Source organism: Chryseobacterium sp. 27AL (assembly GCF_057815395.1).
Genome location: NZ_JBYRIW010000003.1, coordinates 256,652 through 278,898, shown reverse-complemented (window position 1 = coordinate 278,898; position 22,247 = coordinate 256,652). Strand labels below are relative to the sequence as shown.

Below are 22,247 nucleotides of genomic sequence, written 5' to 3'. Positions count from 1 at the left end.
CAACCGGCAACTAAATTAGTCAATTTTTTTCACAACCGCCTTCTCAGCTTCTTTTCTGCTTCCGTCGAATCCGTCTACTCCACTTACTGTTGTGTATTTTAAGACATATTTTTTTCCAGGATTCAATCGGTTGTAAACGCTTTGACACATAAGCGTTGCTTCGTGGAATCCACAAAGGATAAGCTTAAGCTTTCCGGGATATGTATTGATATCTCCGATGGCGTAGATTCCTTCGATATTGGTCTGATAATCCAGCGCATTGTTTACCACAATTGCATTTTTGTCGATATTCAGTCCCCAGTTTCCGATTTCACCCAGTTTTGGCGTCAATCCGAATAATGGAATAAAATAATCTGTTTCAATATCATAAGGATCTTCACCGTCTACAGCTACTGTAATGGCTTCTACTTTTCCGTCACCTTTGATAGCGGTAACTTCAGCAGGGGTAATCAATTTAATTTTCCCTTCGTTTTTAAGATCCTGAACTTTTTCTACTGAATCTAACGCACCACGGAATTCATTTCTTCTGTGGATTAACGTCACTTCACTTGCAACATTAGAAAGGAAAATACTCCAATCCAGCGCAGAATCTCCCCCACCAGCAATGGCCACCTTCTTATTTCTGAAATGCTCAGGCTCTTTCACGAAATATTCAAGCCCTTTTTCTTCGTAATCAGCAATGTTATCAATGGTTGGTTTTCTTGGCTCAAAAGTTCCCAAACCTCCTGCGATCGCAATGGCTTTGGCTCTGTGAACTGTTCCTTTATTGGTAATTACCTCAAACCATTCGTCATCAACTTTGGTGTATGAAACGGCGGTTTCTCCCAGCGTAAAGCCAGGCTGAAACTGCTTGATCTGTTCCATAAGGTTATCGATAAGCTCTCCGGCATTTACAGACGGATAACCCGGAATATCGAAAATAGGTTTTTTAGGATAAAGCTCAGCCAATTGTCCTCCCGGTTGAGGAAGTGCATCAATAATATGACACTTCATTTTTAGTAAACCTGCTTCAAATACAGCAAAAAGCCCGGTTGGCCCGGCTCCTATGATCAATATATCGGTCGTTATCATAATAATAAGATAATTTAATTATACTTGTGGTTGCAAATTTACTAATTTTAACGCGAAGCATATTTAATTCGGTCTAAATAAAAAACTGAGATTTATCAAATATCCACCAAATTTTGAAGTTATAATATTTGGCAACGTTTTTGTAAAATTTTGATTATGAAGAAATTTTTAAGTTCATTTCTGCTGTTTCTGTTTACGTTAAGTTTCAGTCAGATTACCAATATTTCAGATGGTGAGTCTATCACATTAAGAATTCATTATGGGTTTCTTAATGCCGGGACAGCCAATTTAACAGCAAAAAAAACGACGTACAAAGGCGTTCCCCATTTATATGTAAAAGGAACCGGACAAACTACAGGGGCTGTAAGAGCATTTTTTAAAGTTGATGATCTTTATGAAAGTTATATCAATATGAATACTGAGCTTCCCAGCTTCTATGTAAGGAATGTAAGAGAAGGAAGTTATACGCAACATCTTGAAACAGTCTTTAATCATGACAATAATACTTTAGTTCTGACAGATAAAAAAACTCCTGCTAATGGTTCTAAAGTAATAAAATCGGTAAAAGGTGTCCAGGATATGCTTTCGTGCTTTTATTATTTAAGAAGTAAAAGTCCGGCAGAGCTTCGGGTAGGGACTGTAATTAATATGAATGTCTGGATTGACGATGAAATGTTTCCTTTTCAGCTTAAAGTAACCGGAACCGAAAATCTCAAGACAAAATTTGGGACAATAAATTGTCTAAAAATAATCCCTTCTGTAAAAAGCGGAAGAGTTTTTAAAGAAAAGGAAGGTGTTACGATGTGGGTATCTAATGATGCCAATCATGTACCGATGCTTTTGAAAGCAGAACTGGCAGTAGGATCTTTAAAAGCCAGTATCGATGGATATCAAAACGTGAAATATCCTTTGAAATTTTCAAAATAATTAAATATTATCAATAATAGAAAGTCTGTAGGTTTACAGACTTTTTGCTTTTTATGTAATGAACGGATAAGTATAATTGTCTTTTAAATAGACGCTGAAAGGAAACCGTTGTAAATTTATATCATCGTTTTTAATTACGTTTTGTTTCTAGGTCAGTAATTAAAAACAAAAAACCTCCGAAAATTTCGGAGGTTTAATTTTGCAATCTCAGATCTTTTGTAAGTAGATTCTGCTTCCCCAGTATGCCCCTCACTTATAATATCGTCGATTGCGTTTTTTTTGATCTTTGACTCTTTTTTATATTCATCATTTGTGTTCTTAGAATCAAAGATCGTTTTTTAATCGGGGCTATAATAATTAATTATTATGGTACAAAGATATTGCTCTATGAATATAAAATCATCACGAATATTGTAGATATATATCGACAGAGTTGTAGATATTTATCTACAAGAACTACGAATTATTTTTAAGTAATTCAACCAATTCTAATAAATTATCAATTTTCAGCTTTTTAAATATCCTTTTTTTTATGGTGCTGATTGTATTTTGCTTAACACTTAAAACATTGGCAATTTCCAGATTTCCATAACCTTCAGCATACATTTGGGCAATCTCAAGTTCCCTTTCTGTCAAAGAAAACAATGGATTAAGGAGATCTCTGTTTTTCAAAGAATTCATTAATAAACTTTTTGTTACTGAAGAAGTATATTCTCCTTCTTTTATGATGGAATAGAGCGCTTTTTGTATCTCTTCCTCTTCATTAAGTTTGCTTAAGAAACCGTCAGCTCCTGCATTCAGGAACTTTAAAGAATGTATATTTTCATCAATTCCGGAAAAAATAAGAATTTTAATTTCTGGTTGGCATTTTTTGATATCAGGTATAAGCTGAAGGCTGCTTCCTTCAGGAAAGTAAGCATCTACAATGGCGATATCTATAAGATGGGAATTTATGCATTCCATGATCTGCTGAAAATTTGATGCATGAAAAGCTTGATAATTAATACCCATATCATCCAGGATAAAAATCATTCCCTGACGGATAAGACTATGATCATCTGCCAATAAAAAATAAAACTGCTCGTCGTCTTTATACTTCATTATTAATTTTTAAGTTAAGATAAAAACTAACTGTTGTTCCTTTTCTTATCTCGCTCTGTACAGATATTTCTCCGTCATATAACGCTATCAGCTCTTTACATAAGCTGAGGCCCAACCCCGCGCCGATATTTTCTACATCTTCTGATAAAACACCCTGATAATAAGGCTCAAAAATCTTTTTAAGATCAGATTCTTTGATCCCAAGCCCGGTGTCACTGATCTCAGTAATTAACGTAACTGTTTCAGAATCTTTTTTTTCTGTTTTTATTTTGACTGTTATTTGTCCGTTTTCCGTAAACTTATTAGCATTTCCCAAAATATTCATAAAAATCTGATTGATCTTTGCGTTATCCGAAAAAACTACCAAGGCTGGATCTATTTCAATTTCAACAATCAATTTATTATTTCTTGTTTTTATATACGTTTCGATAGAATTCAGTATCGATTGGATCTGATTATTAAGATTGAAACTGACAGGAATTAATTTATTTTTAACTTTTTGATTTTTGGCATATTCTAATATCTGGTTAGACTGTATCAGTAAAGCATTACTTGTAAAATCAAATGATTTCAGATATTCTTTTATTTCATCATCATTAGTTTTTTCCCTGATTCTGTTAATAAGTATGCCCATAATTTTCAACGGAGATCTCATTTCATGGCTTAACATACCTAAAATCCTGTTTTTAAATTCAAGGTTAGCAACCGCCTGACTGTTAGCTGTTTTCAGTTTTTTCTCGTAGGAAAAAGCTATTCTTGTGAGCATCATGATTAATATAGATATGACAAGCATAATAATCATTGCGCCAAAAATAAGATTCATCCTAATTCTGTTGTTGATTGAATTTTGCTTGTAGTATTCTTTTTCAAGATCGGCTCGGGAGTCCTTGATTGCATATTCATAAATATTCAAAACGCTGTTTCCATACATCAGCAGATTACTGAAGATCTTGTAGAATGAAGTTTTGTCATTCTGTCTTTGAGTAACATTAACCTGTATTTTCCTGATTTGTCCGGTATAATGATTATTAACAACATTCAATATACTGTCAAACTCTGCTTTTATAAAAGCTGTATCAGGAATTTTGCCTTGCTTTACAGTAACGATCGTGCTTTCTTTACGTACATTTTCCCTCCCGGATATTGCATCACCCAGACGACCGAAAAGTCCTTTTTTCTTTATCTTATCAGTGAACGTTTTAGTTTCAATATCAAACTTATTGAAATTATAATCAAGATTGTATTTTTTGAGCTTGGGAAAATCGTTTTTAGTTGTCAAATTCGTTTTTGTAGAATATTCATAGGTAGAATCAATAAGAGATTTTAACTTTCTTACTTCTTTCGGATTATCATTCTCTAAAATTTCAACCTGTTTTAATCTCGGATATTTATTTTCATATTTTCCAATACGAATGAGATTCTTATCAAGTTCACTTAAAGATTCAAAGTATGATTTCAGATATTTTTTATCATTATTTAAAAGATATTTCCTAAAATCAACCTGTGCATTTATCAGGTGTTTTTTAGATTCGTCTGTAAGATTTTCCAATGAATGAATCTCTTTCAGCTGTCCTTCAATAAATTTTAAATTTTTCTTGGTAACGAACTCGTTGTAAAAAAATCCTCCAATCAAAAATTGTATCAGTAGTATGCATACAATTAATGAATAATGAACAATTCTCCTTGACCTAAAACTTAATTTTTCAAACATTAGTGTAAATTAGAATGTAAAATTAATAAAAAATCCTGTAAAATAATTTACAGGATTTTTCAAATTTTGTTTAATATATTAAATAATTACAGACTTTTGAATTGCTCAAGCGTTCTGATATCATTTTCAAAAAACATTCTGATATCACTCATCTGATAAAGAAGCATTACGATTCTTTCAATTCCCATCCCAAAAGCATACCCTGAATATTTTTCAGCATCAATACTTACATTTTTAAGAACTGCCGGATCAACCATTCCACAGCCCATAATTTCAAGCCATCCGGTGCCTTTCGTAATTCGGTAATCCGTTTCGGAGTTTAAACCCCAATAAACATCGATCTCAGCACTAGGCTCCGTGAAAGGAAAATAAGAAGGTCTTAATCTGATTTTAGACTTTCCGAAAAGTTCCGTAGTGAAAAACTGAATGGTCTGTTTAAGGTCTGCAAAACTCACATTTTCATCAATATACAAACCTTCGATCTGGTGGAAAATACAGTGTGAACGTGAAGATACAGCCTCATTTCTAAAAACTCTTCCAGGAGAAAGGATTCTGATAGGTGGTTGATTTTCCTCCATGTAACGGATTTGTACCGAAGAGGTGTGTGTTCTCAACAAAATATCAGGATTCTGCTCAATGAAAAAGGTATCCTGCATGTCCCTTGCCGGGTGGTATTCCGGAAGATTCAATGCAGTGAAGTTGTGCCAGTCGTCCTCGATTTCAGGTCCGTCTGCCACGGCAAAACCAATAGATTTAAAAATCTCAATGATTCTGTTTTTTACCAGATTGATAGGATGTCTTGACCCCAGTTCCAGAGGAAATGCAGGCCTTGTAAGATCTTCTTTTTCCACTATAACAGAAGACGCTGAAGCATTTTTCAAATCCTCCAGTTTTACGTTAACTGCCTGCTTTAGAGTATTGATCTTCTGTCCGAAATCTTTCTTCTGGTCGTTAGGAACTTCTTTAAACTTTTCAAAAAAATCATTCAGAATTCCTTTTTTTCCATTATACTTGATACGGAAGTTTTCAATCTCCTCTTTTGATGTGGCATTGAAGCTGTTTACCTCAACCAGTAACTCTTCTATCTTTTCTATCATTGTTTTACCCTTTCAAAATGTTTTGCAAAAATACGGTTTTTCAGCGAAATATTTTTCCTTAAATTGTTAAAAAAATCTGCCCCGTGCGGAGGCAGACTTCAATCACTTATTTCACTTAAATAAAAAAATTATTTTTTCTCTAAAGCTTTAACGTTGATCTGGAGTGTTATTTCATCCTTGATCACTCCATTTTCGACCGGGCTCTGGAATGTAACGCCGAATTCTTCCCTGCTGATATCTTTAGGCTCTGTAGCAATGCTTACCACACCATCATTTACAGAAACATTAGCTTTGAACTGAACAGGTTTTGTAATTCCTTTTATCGTCAAATTACCATCCAGAATTGTATTATAATCACCTTCAGCAGAAGGAGTTACCTTTGTAATTTCAAAAGATGCCGTCGGGAATTTTTCAACTTCAAAAAAATCATTGCTTTTCAGATGATGATTAAGTTTTTCGAGCTGAGAAGCATTATTTTTAAGGTCTTCTGAAGTAAGGGAAGCCATATCTGCAACAAATTTCCCGCTTTCCAACCTGGAATCTTTCACGGTAACGTCGCCGCTTTCAAATTTAATGGTTCCGAAGTGGCCGGTATTTTCAGATTTAAAAATTTTATATCCCTTCCACTCTACCTTGCTGTTTAAAGTATCTACTGTAAATTGGGTGCCATCTTTAGAAGTAACGGCTTCGTCACTTCCGCCGGAAACAGGTTTCTCCTTTTTACAGGAAATCATGACCAATGCCCCCAAAAACATAGAAAAAACTATCGAAAATAGCCTTTTTTTCATAATTTTTAAATTTTTAATACTTCTGCTAAAATAATAAAAAAAACGGTTCTTTCCTAAAAACATTTCAATTCATTACATTTGTAATATGCTATTAGAAATAAACAATTTATACTTTTCATATTCCAAGGAAAAACCTTTATTTGAGAACCTTAACCTAAGGTTTGAAGAAGGTAAGATTATTGCACTTGCCGGAGAAAGCGGCTGCGGGAAGTCGACTTTGTTAAGCCTTATTTACGGGCTTCTCGACTGGCAGAGTGGCGATATTATTTTTGACGGTGAAAAATTGCTTGGTCCGAAAGGAAATCTTGTTCCCGGGGAAGCCAAAATGAAATTCGTCGCTCAGAATTTTGATCTGATGCCTTACGCAACGGTAGCTGAAAATGTAGGTAAATTTATTTCCAATATTAATTTGACAAAAAAGAAAGAAACTGTTTCTGAATTACTGGAAGTTGTCGGTCTGGAAGAATTTGCCAATGTTCTGCCAAAATACCTGAGTGGTGGCCAGCAGCAGAGGGTTGCTATTGCCAGAGCACTTTCTGTGCTTCCAAAACTCCTGATTCTCGATGAGCCATTCAGCAACCTGGATTTCCCAAGAAAAATTGAACTGCGCGAAAAATTATTCAGATATGTTAAGCAGCAGCATATTTCACTAATCATTTCTACTCATGAGCTTCAGGATATTATTCCGTGGCTGGATCAGATCGTGGTACTGCAGAACGGGAGATTGATTCAGAATGAAAAGCCGGAAGAAACATTCAGAAATCCTTATAATTCTTATGTAGCCAAACTTTTTGGGGAAGTAAATATTTTTAGCGAAACTGAAATGGCGGATTTTGGTATCCGGAAATTTTCATATTATCCCAAGGAAATAAAAGTTGCGGAAAACGGTATTGAAGCTGAAGTTCTGGAAAGCCGGTTCGCCGGAAATCATTATTGGAATAAAATAATGGCTAAAAATAAAGAGCTGATCATATACACCGATCAGCGAATTGAAAAATCAGTGAATATTACATTTGATTAGTACTTTTCCTTCCATTTCGGAGAACGACAAAAACCCTAGTCCCGATTGAGCGGCATGTCTGAGCTCTTTCCGGGTTTTGGTTTCTGCGGCGGCTTCGCCGCCGCAGAAACCAAAACCCGGAAAAGCGAGTAGCGAAAGCGGGAAATAACTCCAAAAAAAATAGTAAGAATAAAATTTTACAGAATCAAAAAAGGCTCTTAAAAATATTTCATAAAACATTTTGGCTTTCGCCTTTTACAGCTATAAGCTTCACGTTTTCCAATACTTATTGTGAAATTGTGTATAAAAAAATACAAATGCAAGAATCCGGTTTAAAAGTTTTTCTTACATTTGTACTTCCACAGCATAAGGAAATTTTTGGTTAATTCTCTTTCTGCCTCCTAAAACGAAAATTAGCAGTTCTGCAATCTAGTTTTTTGAAAGATTACACTGTCCAATTCTTTCCTTTTTTTATGCCTTTTTCACAAATTCCGATTTCAGAGCCATCGCGCCAAAACCATCAATTTTACAATCGATATTATGATCGCTGCCTGGTCTCAAGCGAATATTTTTAACTTTTGTTCCGGCTTTTACAGGCTTTGGAGCACCTTTCACCGGAAGATCTTTAATGACAACAACAGAATCTCCGTCCTGAAGCTCATTACCATTTGAATCTAAAATTTTCCCAGAATCGGAGGTTTCTGCAGCAGCCTCCTCAGGATTCCACTCGTAGAAACATTGGGAACAAACCATCATATTATCGCTTGGATAGGTAAATTCTGAGCCGCATTTCGGACAAAGTACAGTATCACTCATATGTATTAATTTTTTGCAAAGGTAGGATTAAAATCAGGCATTTAAAAATTGAATGATAGAAAGGATTAAAAGATGACTCAATGAATTACTCCTTGCTTATCAATTAAAAGTCGTATTTTTGCAGATTCAAAATAGCAGAACCAATTTTATGGAACTTATTCACAGAAACTTAGCCATCGGTATTCACGATGCTTTACAGGAAACATTTTTTGAGAAAAATAAATATGCCGATAAAGTAATCGAAAGACTTTTAAAAGCAAACAAGAAATGGGGAAGCCAGGACAGAGCCGTTGTTTCTGAGATTTTCTACAACATCATCCGTTGGAAAAAACGTCTTGAATATTATATGGGCGAAGGCGTAAAACCCAATAATGTCTACAAGCTGATTATTGCCTATCTTCTGTGGAGTAAAACCAATTATAAAAAGTTTGAAGAATTTGACGGAATAAAAATTGCCGATATTCTTACCAAGCTCAAGAAAGGAACTGTCCCTACAAAAGCTATTGAATATTCTATTCCTGACTGGCTTGCTGAAACCCTGGAAAAGGAGCTGGGCGAAAAATGGGAAAAAGAAATGCACGCATTAAATGAGCAGGCACCGACTGTATTGAGAACCAACTCTTTAAGAACCACAACAAAAGAGCTTATTTCAGATCTTGCTGATGAAAATATTACGTCATATCCTATAAAAAATTATCCGGATGCTGTTCAACTGGAAGAGAAGAAAAATGTTTTCCTAACGACAGCATTTAAAGAAGGATTATTTGAAGTACAGGACGCTTCTTCACAGAAAATCGGCTATTTCCTTGATGTAAAGGAAGGTCAGAGAGTTGTTGATGCCTGTGCTGGTGCTGGTGGAAAAACCCTTCACCTTGCAGCTTTGATGGGAAATAAAGGACAGATCATTGCGCTGGATATTTTTGATTGGAAACTGGCCGAACTGAAACGCCGCGCCAAAAGAGCCGGAGCCCATAACATCGAAACACGGCTGATCACTGACAATAAAGTAATCAAAAGGCTTCACGACAAGGCTGACAGACTATTAATTGATGCTCCCTGTTCTGGACTCGGTGTTTTAAAGAGAAACCCGGACAGCAAATGGAAAATCGATCAGGATTTTATAGACAGGATTAAAGGAGAGCAGCAGCAGATCCTTCAGGATTATTCTAAAATGCTTAAAAAAGGGGGAAAAATGGTGTATGCAACGTGTTCTATTTTACCTTCTGAAAATAATGAGCAGGTAGAAGAATTTCTGAAAAACAATCCGAATTTCAAAATGATTAAGGATGAAAAAGTAATGCCTAGCCAGGGATACGACGGATTTTATATGGCTCTTATTGAAAGAGTTTCATAAAATTATAATTTTCATAAAAAGTACAAACTACTCTGATGTCAGGGTAGTTTTTTTATTTAAAATCTAAAATCACCTTGTTAATTATTTAGATAAAGAAATTAATATTAAAATATATCTTTGTGAAAACCATTAATTAACATGTATCAAAGAATTTCATTCATTTTCTTTAGCCTTTTTTCATTATTTATCTTCGCACAAACATATGAAGTTCAGTATGTAAGCTCGTACAACGGAAAAATAACAGCGGATCAGCCGCTCACTTTAGTCTTGGCCAGTGAAAAGGAAAATTTTATCCTGAACACCAAAATCAGGGAACAAAAAGCCGAATTTCCTTATGAAATAACGAAAATTGAGAAGCCTTCGAACACGGTAATTTCTTACGCCTTTTTAAAAAACAACGAAATAATTTCAACTTCCGATCCGGAAACTGTTGGAAAGCAAACATTTGAATTTACCAATGAATCGAAGAAAATTTTGGGATACAACTGTAAAAAAGCGGTAACCAAAATCAATTCCAATACTATTGAAATCTGGTATACCAATGACCTTAAAATTCAAGGCGGGCCTTCGGTATTAGGTCAAAGTTTAGGATTTGTCTTAGAAATCGAAAGAAATAAGAACTCACTCATCACCGCCACATCAGTCAAAAAAATAAAGAAAACTGATATTGATAAAATTCTTGACAAAAATGTCACTTCTACCGACCAGCTCGGTTACAGAGATATGGTCTGGAAAAGCAGATTTACAACCTTAAAAATTTTCAGCAATGAAACCATCAATTTTTCAGATGATTCGAAATCCGGTAATGATATTAAAAGATTCGCTAAAGGAACCATTATCCTGAAAAAAATTACGTTCCCGGAAATTTCGGAAGGTGAAAATATTTTCGTGGAATTAAAACAGCAATCCAATGGTGATGCCTATGACAGAACCGGAACGGTATTTTTTATTCCCCAGGACAAAAAAGAATCTTTCCTTGACGGACTGGAAAATGGTGTAAAAACGCTACCGATGTATGATAATGGAAATGGAAAACAATATTTCGGGGTTACCGCAACGAAAAATTATAATCCGGCAGTTGAAATGATGCGTTTTTTTACCGCTTTCGGAATCAATAAATTTAACAATCTTCAACTGAAAGATAAAACCTGGCAGACCACCAGTCCGTACCGTCAGGATATTACGGAGCTGAAGCCTTCTTTAAGCGGAAAAGAACTTTGGGTGGGGACATTTATAGGAAATTATGATAAAGGCGGACATACAGTAAGTCTGGAAATCACCATCCATAAAAGTGATCAGAACATTCATAAAAACAACGCTGTTATTCCTTTATTCAATACGCTGAATATTATGGAAATGGCGGACCAGGATTATTCAACGATGTTTAATCAGGACAAAGGTTTATTTGTAGAATTTACCCTGAAAAAAGATCTGAAAAACGCACAGCTCAGATATACTACGACCGGCCATGGCGGTTGGGAAAATGGCGACGAGTTTATTCCAAAATTAAACTCAATCTTTTTAGACGGAAAAATGGCTTTTTCATTTATTCCCTGGCGTTCAGACTGCGGTTCGTACCGTCTTTACAATCCTGCTTCGGGAAATTTTGGTGACGGGCTTTCTTCATCAGACCTGAGCCGCTCTAACTGGTGCCCGGGAACAGTGACGAATCCCAATTTTATTCCTCTTGGTGATTTAAAAGCAGGAAAGCATATGATTCAGGTTAAAATTCCCCAGGGACCTACTGAAGGTACGAGCTTCAGCTCATGGAATGTTTCAGGCGTTCTGCTGGGTACTGAATAAAAAAAACCTTCTCGCAAATTGGATCTGCAAGAAGGTAAAAACACAAATGATGAAAAAAAATTATTTCGAGCCACAAAGTAAAGGCAAAATTTCCTGTAATAAATTATCATAGATTAATGATTTTTTAGTTTTTATTTTGTATATGAATTGTCGCCAATGAAAAAAATCAACTAAAATCCTATTAATCAAAGCTTATAATTAATTTTTTTCGCTATAATCAATCATTAAGTTAAAAATATTCACTTAATGATTTTTTTTATTGTTTATTATAAACTACACTTATACATTTGTCTCAAATTAAATGATAAAAAATGTGTGGAATTGTATGTTTGTTTGATGCAAAACAAAAAACCGAAATATTAAGACCTCAAATTCTGGAAATGTCAAAAAAAATCCGTCACAGAGGTCCGGACTGGAGCGGTGTATTTCAGGATGAAAAAGTAGTTTTCTCCCACGAAAGATTAGCTATTGTAGATCCTACCTCAGGAAAGCAGCCTCTTTTCACTAAAGACGGAAAAGTAGTATTGGCTGTAAACGGAGAAATTTATAACCATCGGGAATTAAAGGAAGAATTTCCCGATTATGAATTTCAGACCCAATCAGACTGTGAAGTTATTTTAGCACTTTACAGAAAATACGGTAAAGATTTTATTGAAAAACTGAATGGTATTTTTGCCTTTTCCTTATATGATACAGAAAATGACATTTACCTTATCGCCAGAGATCATATGGGAATCTGCCCGCTGTATCAGGGATGGGATAAAAACGGAAATTATTACGTTGCCTCAGAATTAAAGGCACTGGAGGGAATATGCAAAAAGATTGAAACGTTTCTGCCCGGCCATTTTGTGTACAGCAAAGACGGAAGCGAGCTTCAGCAATGGTACAAAAGAGACTGGGAAAGTTATGATTCGGTAAAAGATAACGAAACGGATATTGATAAATTAAGAAAAGGACTGGAAGACGCCGTTCACAGACAGCTGATGAGTGATGTTCCTTACGGAGTTCTGCTTTCCGGAGGTTTGGATTCTTCGGTGATTTCTGCCGTAACCGCAAAATTTGCGAGACAGAGAGTAGAAAGCGGAGATACCCAGGAAGCATGGTATCCAAGGCTTCACAGTTTTGCGGTAGGGCTTGTGGGATCTCCGGATCTTGCGGCGGCCAAAAAAGCTGCCGATTATATAGGATCTGTGCATCATGAAGTTAATTTTACCGTTCAGGAAGGTCTCGATGCCATTCGTGATGTAATTTACCATCTGGAAACTTATGATGTTACCACGGTAAGAGCTTCGACTCCTATGTATCTTCTGGCAAGAGTGATTAAATCGATGGGAATCAAAATGGTGCTTTCAGGTGAAGGTTCTGATGAATTGTTCGGAGGATATTTATACTTCCATAAGGCACCAAATGCAAAAGAATTCCATGATGAAACAGTGAGAAAATTAGGAAAGCTTCACCTTTACGACTGCCTGAGAGCCAATAAAGCGTTAATGAGCTGGGGCATTGAAGGCCGCGTTCCTTTTTTAGACAAAGAATTTATGGATATTGCCATGGCCATCAATCCTCAAGATAAAATGGTAAATGCAAAAGAAGGAAAAATTGAAAAATGGGTATTGCGGAAAGCTTTTGAAGACCTCCTTCCTGAATCGATCGCATGGAGACAGAAAGAACAGTTTTCAGATGGTGTCGGCTATTCATGGATTGACACATTAAAAGCTGTTGCTGAAAAAGAAGTGACCGATGAAATGATGGACAATGCCAGATTCAGATTTCCTTTAAACACGCCGCAGAATAAAGAGGAATACCGCTACAGAACCATCTTTGAAGAGCACTTTCCAAGTGAAACTGCCGCGGCTACTGTGCCATCCGTTCCTTCCGTTGCCTGCTCTACTCCCATTGCGTTGGAATGGGATGAAGCATTCAAAAATATGAATGATCCGAGCGGAAGAGCTGTGAAGGTACACGAAACGTCATATAGTGAAAGTGCAGAAACAGCCAAGATGTAAAAGTGAATTGTCAATGGTGAATTGTGAATTGAAATTCGTGGATAATTATTATTTACCATTTACCAGCTAAAAAGTCTTTTATGAAAAGTTTGTCTTTGGCTGGGGCCGGATATTCAAAATTTATTAATCCTGTAGCGATACAGGATTTTTTTTTGAATTAACCTTAATAATATTGTCAGAATTTAACCGTTAATCAAAAATATTATCTAATAAATAATTATATTTGGAAAACGAAAAATCAATTATAAAAAAATGAGAAGAAACATTACTCTCTTATTTGCTTTATTATCCATGACTTTGGCTTTCGGGCAGGGAAAATATGGCAAATATCTTAGCTCCAAAAAACTTGCAATGGTGTATAAAAGTGTTAAGGATGCTGATAAAGACGACTTTTATCAACAGTACTATTGGCTGGTAAAAGCGGAGCAGCTGAAAACATATCCTCACCTTAAAGACATAAAGCCTAAAGTTTTATACGAATTCGTAAAAAAAGTAAACCCTCAGAACCCTACTAAAAAACTGGATGCACGAGGAAAAGAACTAAGAGAAACAGCAGAATTATCTCTGAATCAATATTTTAAAAATAAAAATCTTGAGAATAATTCTGTTTTGATGTATAACCTTGAGACATACGTTGATCCTTCAAAAGGACAGTATTATACAAAAGTAGATGCCGAAAAGATCAAAGAACTGGTACCGAAAGAGCTTTTCGCTTTCAATTCTACCAACAGAAATACAGGTGAAGACAAAACCTATTATCTTTGGATCGACAAAAAGAAAGACAGCTTCAATATTGTAGACATCATCCCTGATGAGAAAGAGAATAAAGCTTTTTACGCAAGAGTTAAGCAATATCTTCCGAGCTATAAATTCTCTAAATATGTACCTTCTGTAAAAAAAGGCACCAAAACAGACAGAACCGATGCAGATTACTACTACATCATGCCGTTTGAGCAAAATACAGACAACATTGAGTATAAAACAAAAGATTTCAAAACTTTCGAACTGAGCCAGTACAGAAAAGCCGGCGACGAATGGAAAGGTGTTGAAAAACCAAGAAGATAAATTTTAAGGTCCTGCGAAACTCGCGGGACTTTTTATTATAATATCAGAATTACAATCACATAACAATCCAATCTCCGTCAATTTTTTTAGATTAAAGATCTAAAGGAACAAATATTGCTTCACATAACATTATTTATTCTCGAACTAAATAAACCTGGATAATGATTTCCAGTACTCAGAAAAATGTCAGAAGTAGTTTCACAACCCAATTCAATAAAAAAAACATTACCACTCATTCTGGCAACCGCGATCTTTATGCAGATGCTGGATTCTACCATTCTTAACACTTCACTTCCTGCGATCGCCCGTGACCTGAAGGAATCACCGCTCAATATGCAGAATGCGATCATCAGTTATGTATTGACGTTAGCAGTATTCATGCCCGCCAGCGGATTTTTGGCAGACCGGTTTGGTACAAAAAAAGTTTTTATAGTATCTATTGTATTGTTCAGTCTCGGATCGCTGTTCTGTGCTATCTCACAAAACCTTACACACCTTGTTATTTCGAGGGTTCTTCAGGGGATCGGTGGCAGCCTTATGACCCCTGTGGGTAAATTAGCCCTGATCAAAACATTTGATAAAAACGAATTGCTGAAAGCGATGAACTTTGCCATTATTCCTGCTCTGATTGGTCCTGTATTGGGTCCGTTGGTCGGAGGATATATGGTTGACTATCTTTCCTGGCACTGGATTTTCCTCATCAATATTCCCATCGGGATTTTAGGAATAACATTAGGTCTAAAATTCATGCCTAATTATAAATCTGCAGATGTCGATTTTGACCTCAAAGGATTTTTGATTTTTGCCGCTGCATCTCTTTTGCTTTCAATTTCTCTCGAACTTTTCGGAGATCTTCAGAATACAACGCCGGTTCTCATTGTTTTCATTTTGGGATTCCTGTTTATGTATTATTATTACCGTCATGCAAAAAGAGATGAAAGTCCTATTTTTCCTTTAAACCTATTCCAGGTGAGAACTTTCCGGGTAGGAATTGTAGGAAACCTGGCCACAAGACTGGGAATCAGTTCCGTTCCGTTATTGCTGCCACTGATGATACAGATTGCTTACAAGCAATCAGCAGTGACTTCCGGTTGGATCATCGCTCCTATGGCCCTTACAGCCATCTTCGGAAAATCGTATGTGATCAAAATTTTAGATAAATTCGGTTACCGCCAGACCCTCATGATTAATACATTTATCATAGGAACCCTGATTTGTTTATTAGCCATTCCTGACATCAATACTTCTTTATATTGGTTTGTACCGATCATTGCCATATTGGGATTTTTTAATTCTATCCAGTTCACCTCGATGAACACAATTTCTATTGCCGATCTGCGAAATTTCCAGACCAGCAGTGGAAACTCTCTTTTATCAGTCAATCAGCAGCTGGCGATCGGTTTCGGAATTGCATTTGGATTGATCGTGCTAAAGATTTTTGAAAATACCGATCTAATCCACGGCGAACCTCACAATGCTTTTCGATATACATTTCTGACCATTGGTATTCTCACCATTATTTCCGGTTTCGTTTTCCGCAGGCTCCATATTTCGGATGGAAAAAATATGAAATCTAAAGAATCGTAATTGGATAGGTAGGTACCGATCCAACCAAATTACCAGTCAAACATTCTCGGACTAAGACGGATGACTAAGATCACGCTTAATAGCAGAAGAAATCTGCCATCTTTGCTTTCTTAAACAATTTAATCTGAAAAATGAAAACTTAGCGTTTATGATTTTCATGAAATAATTAAAAAATTAATAACGAATCTTTTTACCATGGTTTGTTGTTAAATTTAATCATACTGTTAAAATCTTTCACGGTTTATCATTGATTCTTTTATCAAATGTGCCGGGCCGATATTATCACAGATCAATGTATCCGTTTTTTACTTGATTTACCTTTGCTTTATAATACCAACAATATTATGGCAACCAAAACAGTAGAAAAGATCGTATCTCCGAAACCGGCTCACTTTGTGGGTGATGGCTTCAGAGTTCACAACTTTATTCCGGGAATTCAGGGGATGGATATGAAAAGAATGGATCCTTTCATTATGCTTGACTATAATGCAAAATTCCATTTTAACGGAACAGAACAGCCTCGTGGTGTGGGAGTACATCCTCACAGGGGTTTTGAAACCGTTACGATAGCGTATAAAGGAAAAGTTCAGCATCACGACAGCGCAGGCGGCGGTGGAATTATCGGAGAAGGCGATGTACAATGGATGACTGCCGCAAAAGGAGTACTCCATAAAGAATATCATGAGACCGAATGGGCAAAGACAGGAGGAATTTTTCAGATGGTTCAGTTATGGGTCAATCTTCCGGCAGTATATAAAATGAGTTGCCCGAAATATCAGGCTATTCCGAATGAAGCTATGACAAAAGTTGATCTTGGCAATGATGGTTTTATTGAAATTATTGCCGGAACATACAATGGCAAGAAAGGCCCGGCTTTTACTTTCAGTCCTGTTCATGTGATGAATGCAAAACTTAACAAAGGCGGAAAAGCGGAATTTAATTTCCCTTCCGATTTCAATACAGCAGCACTGGTTATCGAAGGAAGCATCCTTGTAAATGACAACGAAAGAGCCTCTGTCAATCATTTAGTTTTATTTAAAAACGAAGGGGACACGTTTACCATAGAAGCTCAGGAAGACAGCATTATACTTATTATCAGCGGCATGCCATTGAATGAACCGATCTATGCGCACGGACCTTTTGTAATGAATTCAAGGGAAGAAATCATGCAGGCTTTTGAAGATTATAACATCGGAAGATTTGGATATCTGGCGGATTAATTTAGCCTTAATTTAAATCCAGTTTATTATTTTTCCTTATTTTTATGGAAAATGTTTATAAAGTTTTGTCATAAAAACAGATATCGGAAAATTGTTTTAAATGATGATATTCTTTATATTAAACAACAAAACTATGAGGTCAGAATTCGAAAATATTCCTTTACAAAATACCGGAGAACGGTTTGAAATAGAATTCAACGGCAGCTCTGCATTCATTGATTACCGCCAGATGGGAAGCCAAATTGCTCTGAATCATACAGAATCCGATCTCCTGATTGCCGGTACCGGTGCTGCTGAAGCAGTTGTAGAAAAAACGCTTCAGTACATTGAAGATCATAAAAAGAAAGCACTCCCCTTTTGTCCCTATATACAATCCTACATCAGGAAAAATCCTGAATGGAAACGTGTGGTAGATGAAAGATTCCACGGATACGACCAACTATAAAGCAGTTGAAATACAAACATTTAAATCATATCAGCTTAAATTAAATCATGTCAAATATCGGACTTATTATAGAAGAAAAATCTGCCGACATCGGTAACTTTCTGGTAGGAAGACTTTTACCTTTCCGCGAAAAAAGAGCGGTTGGCCCTTTTGTTTTTATCGACCACATGGGACCTGCCGAACTTAAAGATTATCAGAATCTTGAGGTTCCGCCGCATCCACATATTGGGCTTTCGACTTTAACGTATCTTCTGGAAGGCTCAATTTTTCACAGAGACAGCCTCGGAAGCGCAGTGGAAATTCAGCCGGGAGCTGTTAACTGGATGACCGCCGGAAAAGGAGTGGTACATTCCGAGAGAACACCTGAGTATCTTAAGCATACCGACAAAAGACTGCACGGCTTCCAGATCTGGGTAGGCCTTCCGAAACACCTTGAACAGTCGGAGCCTACATTTCATCACACTGAAGCGGATGAAATACCTGTCTGGGAAGAGGATGGAATTCAGTATAAACTTATTGCAGGCGAGGCATTCGGCAGAAAATCACCGGTTCCGGTGCACAGCAAACTGTTCTTTATTGAAATTAAAACAAAAGACGCTAAAAAGATCAGCATCGGAAAAGATCTTTATGGTGAAGCCGCCATGTACGTGCTGGATGGAACGGTAACGACAGATGGAAATTCTTACGGATCAAAGCAACTGATGATCGCCAAAGATACCAAGCTTTGCGAGTTTGATATGAGCGAAAACGGAACGGTTTATCTTTTCGGAGGCGAGCCTTTCGATGAAGAACGCTTTATATTCTGGAATTTTGTAAATTCAGACAGGGAACTGATTGAGCAGGCCAAAATAAACTGGAACGATCAGAATCATGAAGCTTTTCCTCTTGTTCCTGGGGATGAAGAAGAATATGTACCGCTTCCAAAAGCTATTTTAAACCGAAAACCTTAGGGAGAAATACAATAGACTATGAAAATATTAGCATTTGCAGGAAGCACCTCTTCCACTTCCATCAACAGAGAACTGGTAAAGTTTGTTTTAAAAGATTTTCAGAATGAGGAGATTAATTTAATTGATTTAAATGATTTCGACATGCCTGTATTTTCCGTAGACCGAGAAAAGAAAGGATTTCCGGATCAGGCCCATCATTTTTTGAAAGTGATTGATGAATGTGATGTAATCATCTGCTCTCTTGCGGAACACAACAGATCTTACAGTGTAGCATTTAAAAATGTTTTTGACTGGGCTTCAAGAATCAATGTTAAAGTCTTTCAGAATAAACCTATGTTTCTCATGTCTACTTCTCCCGGTGGATATGGTGGCGGAAATGTGATGAATACAGCAAAAACGTTTTTTCCACAATTCGGGGCAGATGTAAAAGAAACCTTTTCACTTCCTAAGTTCTATGAGAATTTTGATCTGGAAGCCGGTGTCATTGAGCCTGAAATGCTAAAGGAGTTGAAAGATAAAATATTGAATTTTAAAAATCAAATTACAACCTGATCTCCAAAGGAAGGTTAAAAGCTTTAAGCGATGCCTTATTTGTATCCCTTAAAGAAGAATAAAAAACTTTAAACGAAATTGATATGGAAACACATGAATATGCAGCAGGAGAAATAACAGTCATCTGGCAACCCAAAAAATGTATTCACGCAGGAGTTTGCGTAAAAACACTTCCTAAAGTGTATAATCCTAAAGAAAGACCCTGGCTGAAACCTGAAAACGCAACAGCAGAAGAACTCAAAAATCAAATTAACCTTTGCCCTTCCGGAGCATTAAGTTATAAATTCAATACAGCAATATAATGGCTATAACCGTAAAAGCCAGTTTAGGCAAAGAGAAATATTACACTGAAGTTGTCGCCGGTGAAAATATCCTGATCACCGATGAACCGGTAGATAAAGGCGGAGAAAACAAAGGCTTTAACCCTTTCGAAATTCTGGCAACTTCGCTGGCAAGCTGCACGGCAGCAACACTCAGAATGTATATCGACAGAAAAGAATGGAATATAGATATAATCAATGTGGAAGTGGAGCTTGAAAATTTTCCGCTGACCAAAAGGGCTATTTTTAAGAGAAACATTACTTTTGAAGGCACAGTTCTTGACGAAGAACAGATCAAAAGACTGCGAAACATCGCAGACGCATGCCCGATTCATAAAATTCTGACCAACGATATTGAAATACTAACCAAATTTTCATAACATGATTGAAGTAAAACAAAAAAACAACGAAAAAAACGGAGATTTTGAAGCGTTCATAGACGGAAACCATGCTGGTCTTATGACCTATACCTGGGCAGGAGACGGGCGGTTCATTATTGATCATACTGAAGTGGAAGAAGCATACAACGGTAAAGGTGTTGGCAAAGAAATGCTTTTGGCTGCGGTAGATTTTGCAAGAAAAAACAATAAAACCATCATTCCGCTGTGTCCTTTTGCAAAAGCTACTTTCCAGAAACATGAGGAGCTTCAGGATGTTTTGGTAAATCAGACACAGGCCTAAGTTGAGGTTGAAGCTAAAATAGATAAGATTTAATATCAACCTTAATTTTTCAAAAAGACAACCTTTCGGTACGGATCCGGAAGGTTTTTTTATTTTTTGAACAGCGTATAAAAAAACTATATTTGCTAAAATTTTAATTTAACAGAACATGTCTCCGATTATTTTATTATCCATTATCATTGTCTATTTCGCATTGCTGCTCTGGGTAGCCTACAAAACCGGAAAAGGAAGTGATAATGAAAGTTTCTTTATCGGAAACAGAAAAAGTAACTGGATGCTCGTTGCCTTTGGCATGATCGGAACATCCTTATCGGGTGTTACTTTCGTGAGCGTTCCGGGCGCCGTAGGAAATGATAAGTTTTCCTATTTACAGATCACCTTAGGTTATCTGATAGGTTACATTGTTGTTGCTTACATTCTCCTTCCTCTGTATTACAGACTGAAACTTACGTCCATTTACGGCTATCTTCAGCAGAGACTGGGACAGCTTTCCTATAAATCAGGGGCATGGATTTTTATTGTTTCAAGGCTCGTTGGTGCCACTGCAAGATTATACCTTGTTGTCAATATCCTGCAGGTTTCCATTCTTGACAGTCTTGGCGTGCCTTTTATTGTTACGACTTTGATTATTCTGGCGATGATCATTCTTTATACTTATGAAGGAGGTGTAAAAACCATTGTCTGGACAGATACCCTGCAAACCTCATGTATGCTGCTGGGACTGATCATTTGCACCGTATATATGTTAAATCACCTTGGCCTGAACCTGGGCGACAGCTTTACGGCAATGAATGAAAAGGGGTACACTAAAATTTTTGATTTCGATCCTAATCAGAAAAGTTTCTTCCTCAAACAAATCCTTGCTGGAGCTTTCATCACCATCACCATGACAGGAATCGACCAGGAAATGATGCAAAAAAGTCTTTCGGTAACAAGATTGAAAGATTCTCAGAAAAACATGGTTACGCTTGGATTTATTCTGCTAGGTGTTATCTCATTGTTCCTTTATATGGGAGGACTTTTGCATCTTTACGGTGCACAGGAAAGTGTTTCCAGTGCGGGTGATCAACTGTTTCCGGATATTGCTTTACATCATATGCCGCCGTTTATCTCAATCATTTTTATCATTGCATTGATTTCAGCTTTATTTCCAAGTGCAGACGGTGCAATGACAGCACTTACCTCATCTCTATGTATTGACATTTTCGGAATGCGAGAAAAAACACATTGGGATGACGGGAAAAAGGAAAAATTCAGAAAAAACATTCACCTTTTGGTTGCGCTGTCTTTCTTAATAATGGTCATTATTTTTAAAGTGATCAATGACAATTCGATGATCGGGTTAATCCTTAAGCTTGCAGGATTTACTTACGGACCACTTTTAGGTTTATTTGCTTTTGGAATTTTCACGAAATATAAAGTGAAGGATAAACTGGTTCCTTTTGTATGTATTGCAGCACCGTTGATCTCTTTCTTTATCGACAAATACCAGGAAACACTTTTCGGAGAATTTAAAATAGGATTGGAACTGTTAATTATTAATGGTTTACTGACATTTGTCGGACTTTGGCTGATCAGGAGAAAATAATTTACGTTTTATACACGCTTATTACATTTTACTTATCATTTCCAAATGAAAAATATCGTAATGATAAAAATCTGATTACATTTAACTCATGCTTCATCAGATTATTAAATATAAAATCAAATTACCTTAAAATTAAAAATACTTATCATTAAAAATACACCAAAA

21 protein-coding genes are annotated in these 22,247 nt (G+C 36.4%); 15 read left to right on the top strand and 6 right to left on the bottom strand.

Annotated features, from left to right (window positions below; genetic code table 11):
- Positions 1-15: 15 nt before the first annotated feature.
- On the bottom strand, positions 16-1,071 hold the full coding sequence (locus AC3WV0_RS08745) for an NAD(P)/FAD-dependent oxidoreductase (RefSeq protein ID WP_488845748.1): 1,056 nt from the start codon (positions 1,069-1,071) through the stop codon (positions 16-18).
- 156 nt (positions 1,072-1,227) lie between these two features.
- On the opposite strand from AC3WV0_RS08745, the gene AC3WV0_RS08740 reads away from it, so the two are divergent.
- A complete protein-coding gene (locus AC3WV0_RS08740; RefSeq protein ID WP_488845747.1) occupies positions 1,228-1,998 on the top strand; it encodes a DUF3108 domain-containing protein in 771 nt (256 codons plus the stop codon).
- A gap of 456 nt (positions 1,999-2,454) precedes the next feature.
- Here the strand turns inward: AC3WV0_RS08740 and AC3WV0_RS08735 are convergent, their stop codons facing one another.
- The 4 genes from AC3WV0_RS08735 to AC3WV0_RS08720 all read right to left on the bottom strand — a co-directional run bounded on the left by AC3WV0_RS08735 (position 2,455) and on the right by AC3WV0_RS08720 (position 6,695).
- On the bottom strand, positions 2,455-3,099 hold the full coding sequence (locus AC3WV0_RS08735; protein WP_488845746.1) for a response regulator: 645 nt from the start codon (positions 3,097-3,099) through the stop codon (positions 2,455-2,457).
- Positions 3,089-4,732 carry a sensor histidine kinase gene (locus AC3WV0_RS08730; protein ID WP_488845745.1) on the bottom strand — a complete coding sequence of 548 codons (1,644 nt, stop codon included), beginning with the start codon at positions 4,730-4,732 and terminating at the stop codon, positions 3,089-3,091. The genes AC3WV0_RS08735 and AC3WV0_RS08730 overlap by 11 nt, the downstream gene beginning before the upstream one ends.
- Before the next feature lie 164 nt (positions 4,733-4,896).
- The gene (gene pheS / locus AC3WV0_RS08725) at positions 4,897-5,907 is read right to left on the bottom strand and encodes a phenylalanine--tRNA ligase subunit alpha (protein ID WP_488845744.1); all 1,011 of its coding nucleotides are present in this window, start codon (positions 5,905-5,907) and stop codon (positions 4,897-4,899) included.
- Between the two features lie 128 nt (positions 5,908-6,035).
- A complete protein-coding gene (locus tag AC3WV0_RS08720; protein WP_488845743.1) occupies positions 6,036-6,695 on the bottom strand; it encodes a YceI family protein in 660 nt (219 codons plus the stop codon).
- 85 nt (positions 6,696-6,780) lie between these two features.
- Between AC3WV0_RS08720 and AC3WV0_RS08715 the strand changes: the two genes are divergently transcribed.
- Positions 6,781-7,716, top strand: coding sequence for a sulfate/molybdate ABC transporter ATP-binding protein (locus AC3WV0_RS08715; protein WP_488845742.1), 936 nt, complete (start codon positions 6,781-6,783; stop codon positions 7,714-7,716).
- 450 nt (positions 7,717-8,166) lie between these two features.
- Here the strand turns inward: AC3WV0_RS08715 and AC3WV0_RS08710 are convergent, their stop codons facing one another.
- The gene (locus tag AC3WV0_RS08710) at positions 8,167-8,511 is read right to left on the bottom strand and encodes a zinc ribbon domain-containing protein YjdM (protein ID WP_488845741.1); all 345 of its coding nucleotides are present in this window, start codon (positions 8,509-8,511) and stop codon (positions 8,167-8,169) included.
- Between the two features lie 148 nt (positions 8,512-8,659).
- On the opposite strand from AC3WV0_RS08710, the gene AC3WV0_RS08705 reads away from it, so the two are divergent.
- From AC3WV0_RS08705 to AC3WV0_RS08645, 13 genes are all read left to right on the top strand, one after another.
- Positions 8,660-9,865 (top strand): RsmB/NOP family class I SAM-dependent RNA methyltransferase, encoded by a 1,206-nt coding sequence (locus tag AC3WV0_RS08705; protein WP_488845794.1) that lies wholly within the window; start codon positions 8,660-8,662, stop codon positions 9,863-9,865.
- Positions 9,866-10,003: 138 nt separating this feature from the next.
- Positions 10,004-11,668, top strand: coding sequence for a GLPGLI family protein (locus AC3WV0_RS08700; protein WP_488845740.1), 1,665 nt, complete (start codon positions 10,004-10,006; stop codon positions 11,666-11,668).
- A gap of 311 nt (positions 11,669-11,979) precedes the next feature.
- Positions 11,980-13,674 (top strand): asparagine synthase B, encoded by a 1,695-nt coding sequence (asnB, locus tag AC3WV0_RS08695; RefSeq protein ID WP_488845739.1) that lies wholly within the window; start codon positions 11,980-11,982, stop codon positions 13,672-13,674.
- A 252-nt stretch (positions 13,675-13,926) separates the two neighbouring features.
- Positions 13,927-14,739 (top strand): hypothetical protein, encoded by an 813-nt coding sequence (locus tag AC3WV0_RS08690; RefSeq protein WP_488845738.1) that lies wholly within the window; start codon positions 13,927-13,929, stop codon positions 14,737-14,739.
- Positions 14,740-14,922: 183 nt separating this feature from the next.
- Entirely contained in the window at positions 14,923-16,326 is a 1,404-nt protein-coding gene (locus tag AC3WV0_RS08685; RefSeq protein WP_488845737.1) for a DHA2 family efflux MFS transporter permease subunit, read from the top strand.
- Between the two features lie 344 nt (positions 16,327-16,670).
- Positions 16,671-17,546: a pirin family protein gene (locus tag AC3WV0_RS08680; RefSeq protein WP_488845736.1), complete on the top strand. Its 876-nt coding sequence runs from the start codon at positions 16,671-16,673 to the stop codon at positions 17,544-17,546.
- A gap of 133 nt (positions 17,547-17,679) precedes the next feature.
- Entirely contained in the window at positions 17,680-17,991 is a 312-nt protein-coding gene (locus AC3WV0_RS08675; protein WP_488845735.1) for a GNAT family N-acetyltransferase, read from the top strand.
- 47 nt (positions 17,992-18,038) lie between these two features.
- The gene (locus AC3WV0_RS08670; RefSeq protein WP_488845734.1) at positions 18,039-18,941 is read left to right on the top strand and encodes a pirin family protein; all 903 of its coding nucleotides are present in this window, start codon (positions 18,039-18,041) and stop codon (positions 18,939-18,941) included.
- 18 nt (positions 18,942-18,959) lie between these two features.
- The gene (locus tag AC3WV0_RS08665; RefSeq protein ID WP_488845733.1) at positions 18,960-19,493 is read left to right on the top strand and encodes an NADPH-dependent FMN reductase; all 534 of its coding nucleotides are present in this window, start codon (positions 18,960-18,962) and stop codon (positions 19,491-19,493) included.
- 83 nt (positions 19,494-19,576) lie between these two features.
- A complete protein-coding gene (locus AC3WV0_RS08660; protein ID WP_312902293.1) occupies positions 19,577-19,795 on the top strand; it encodes a (4Fe-4S)-binding protein in 219 nt (72 codons plus the stop codon).
- Entirely contained in the window at positions 19,795-20,193 is a 399-nt protein-coding gene (locus tag AC3WV0_RS08655; protein WP_488845732.1) for an OsmC family protein, read from the top strand. Before AC3WV0_RS08660 ends, AC3WV0_RS08655 begins: the two co-directional genes overlap by 1 nt.
- A gap of 1 nt (position 20,194) precedes the next feature.
- Positions 20,195-20,494, top strand: a complete 300-nt coding sequence (locus tag AC3WV0_RS08650) for a GNAT family N-acetyltransferase (protein WP_488845730.1) — start codon at positions 20,195-20,197, stop codon at positions 20,492-20,494.
- 148 nt (positions 20,495-20,642) lie between these two features.
- Positions 20,643-22,082, top strand: coding sequence for a sodium:solute symporter (locus AC3WV0_RS08645; protein ID WP_488845728.1), 1,440 nt, complete (start codon positions 20,643-20,645; stop codon positions 22,080-22,082).
- Positions 22,083-22,247 lie beyond the last annotated feature (165 nt).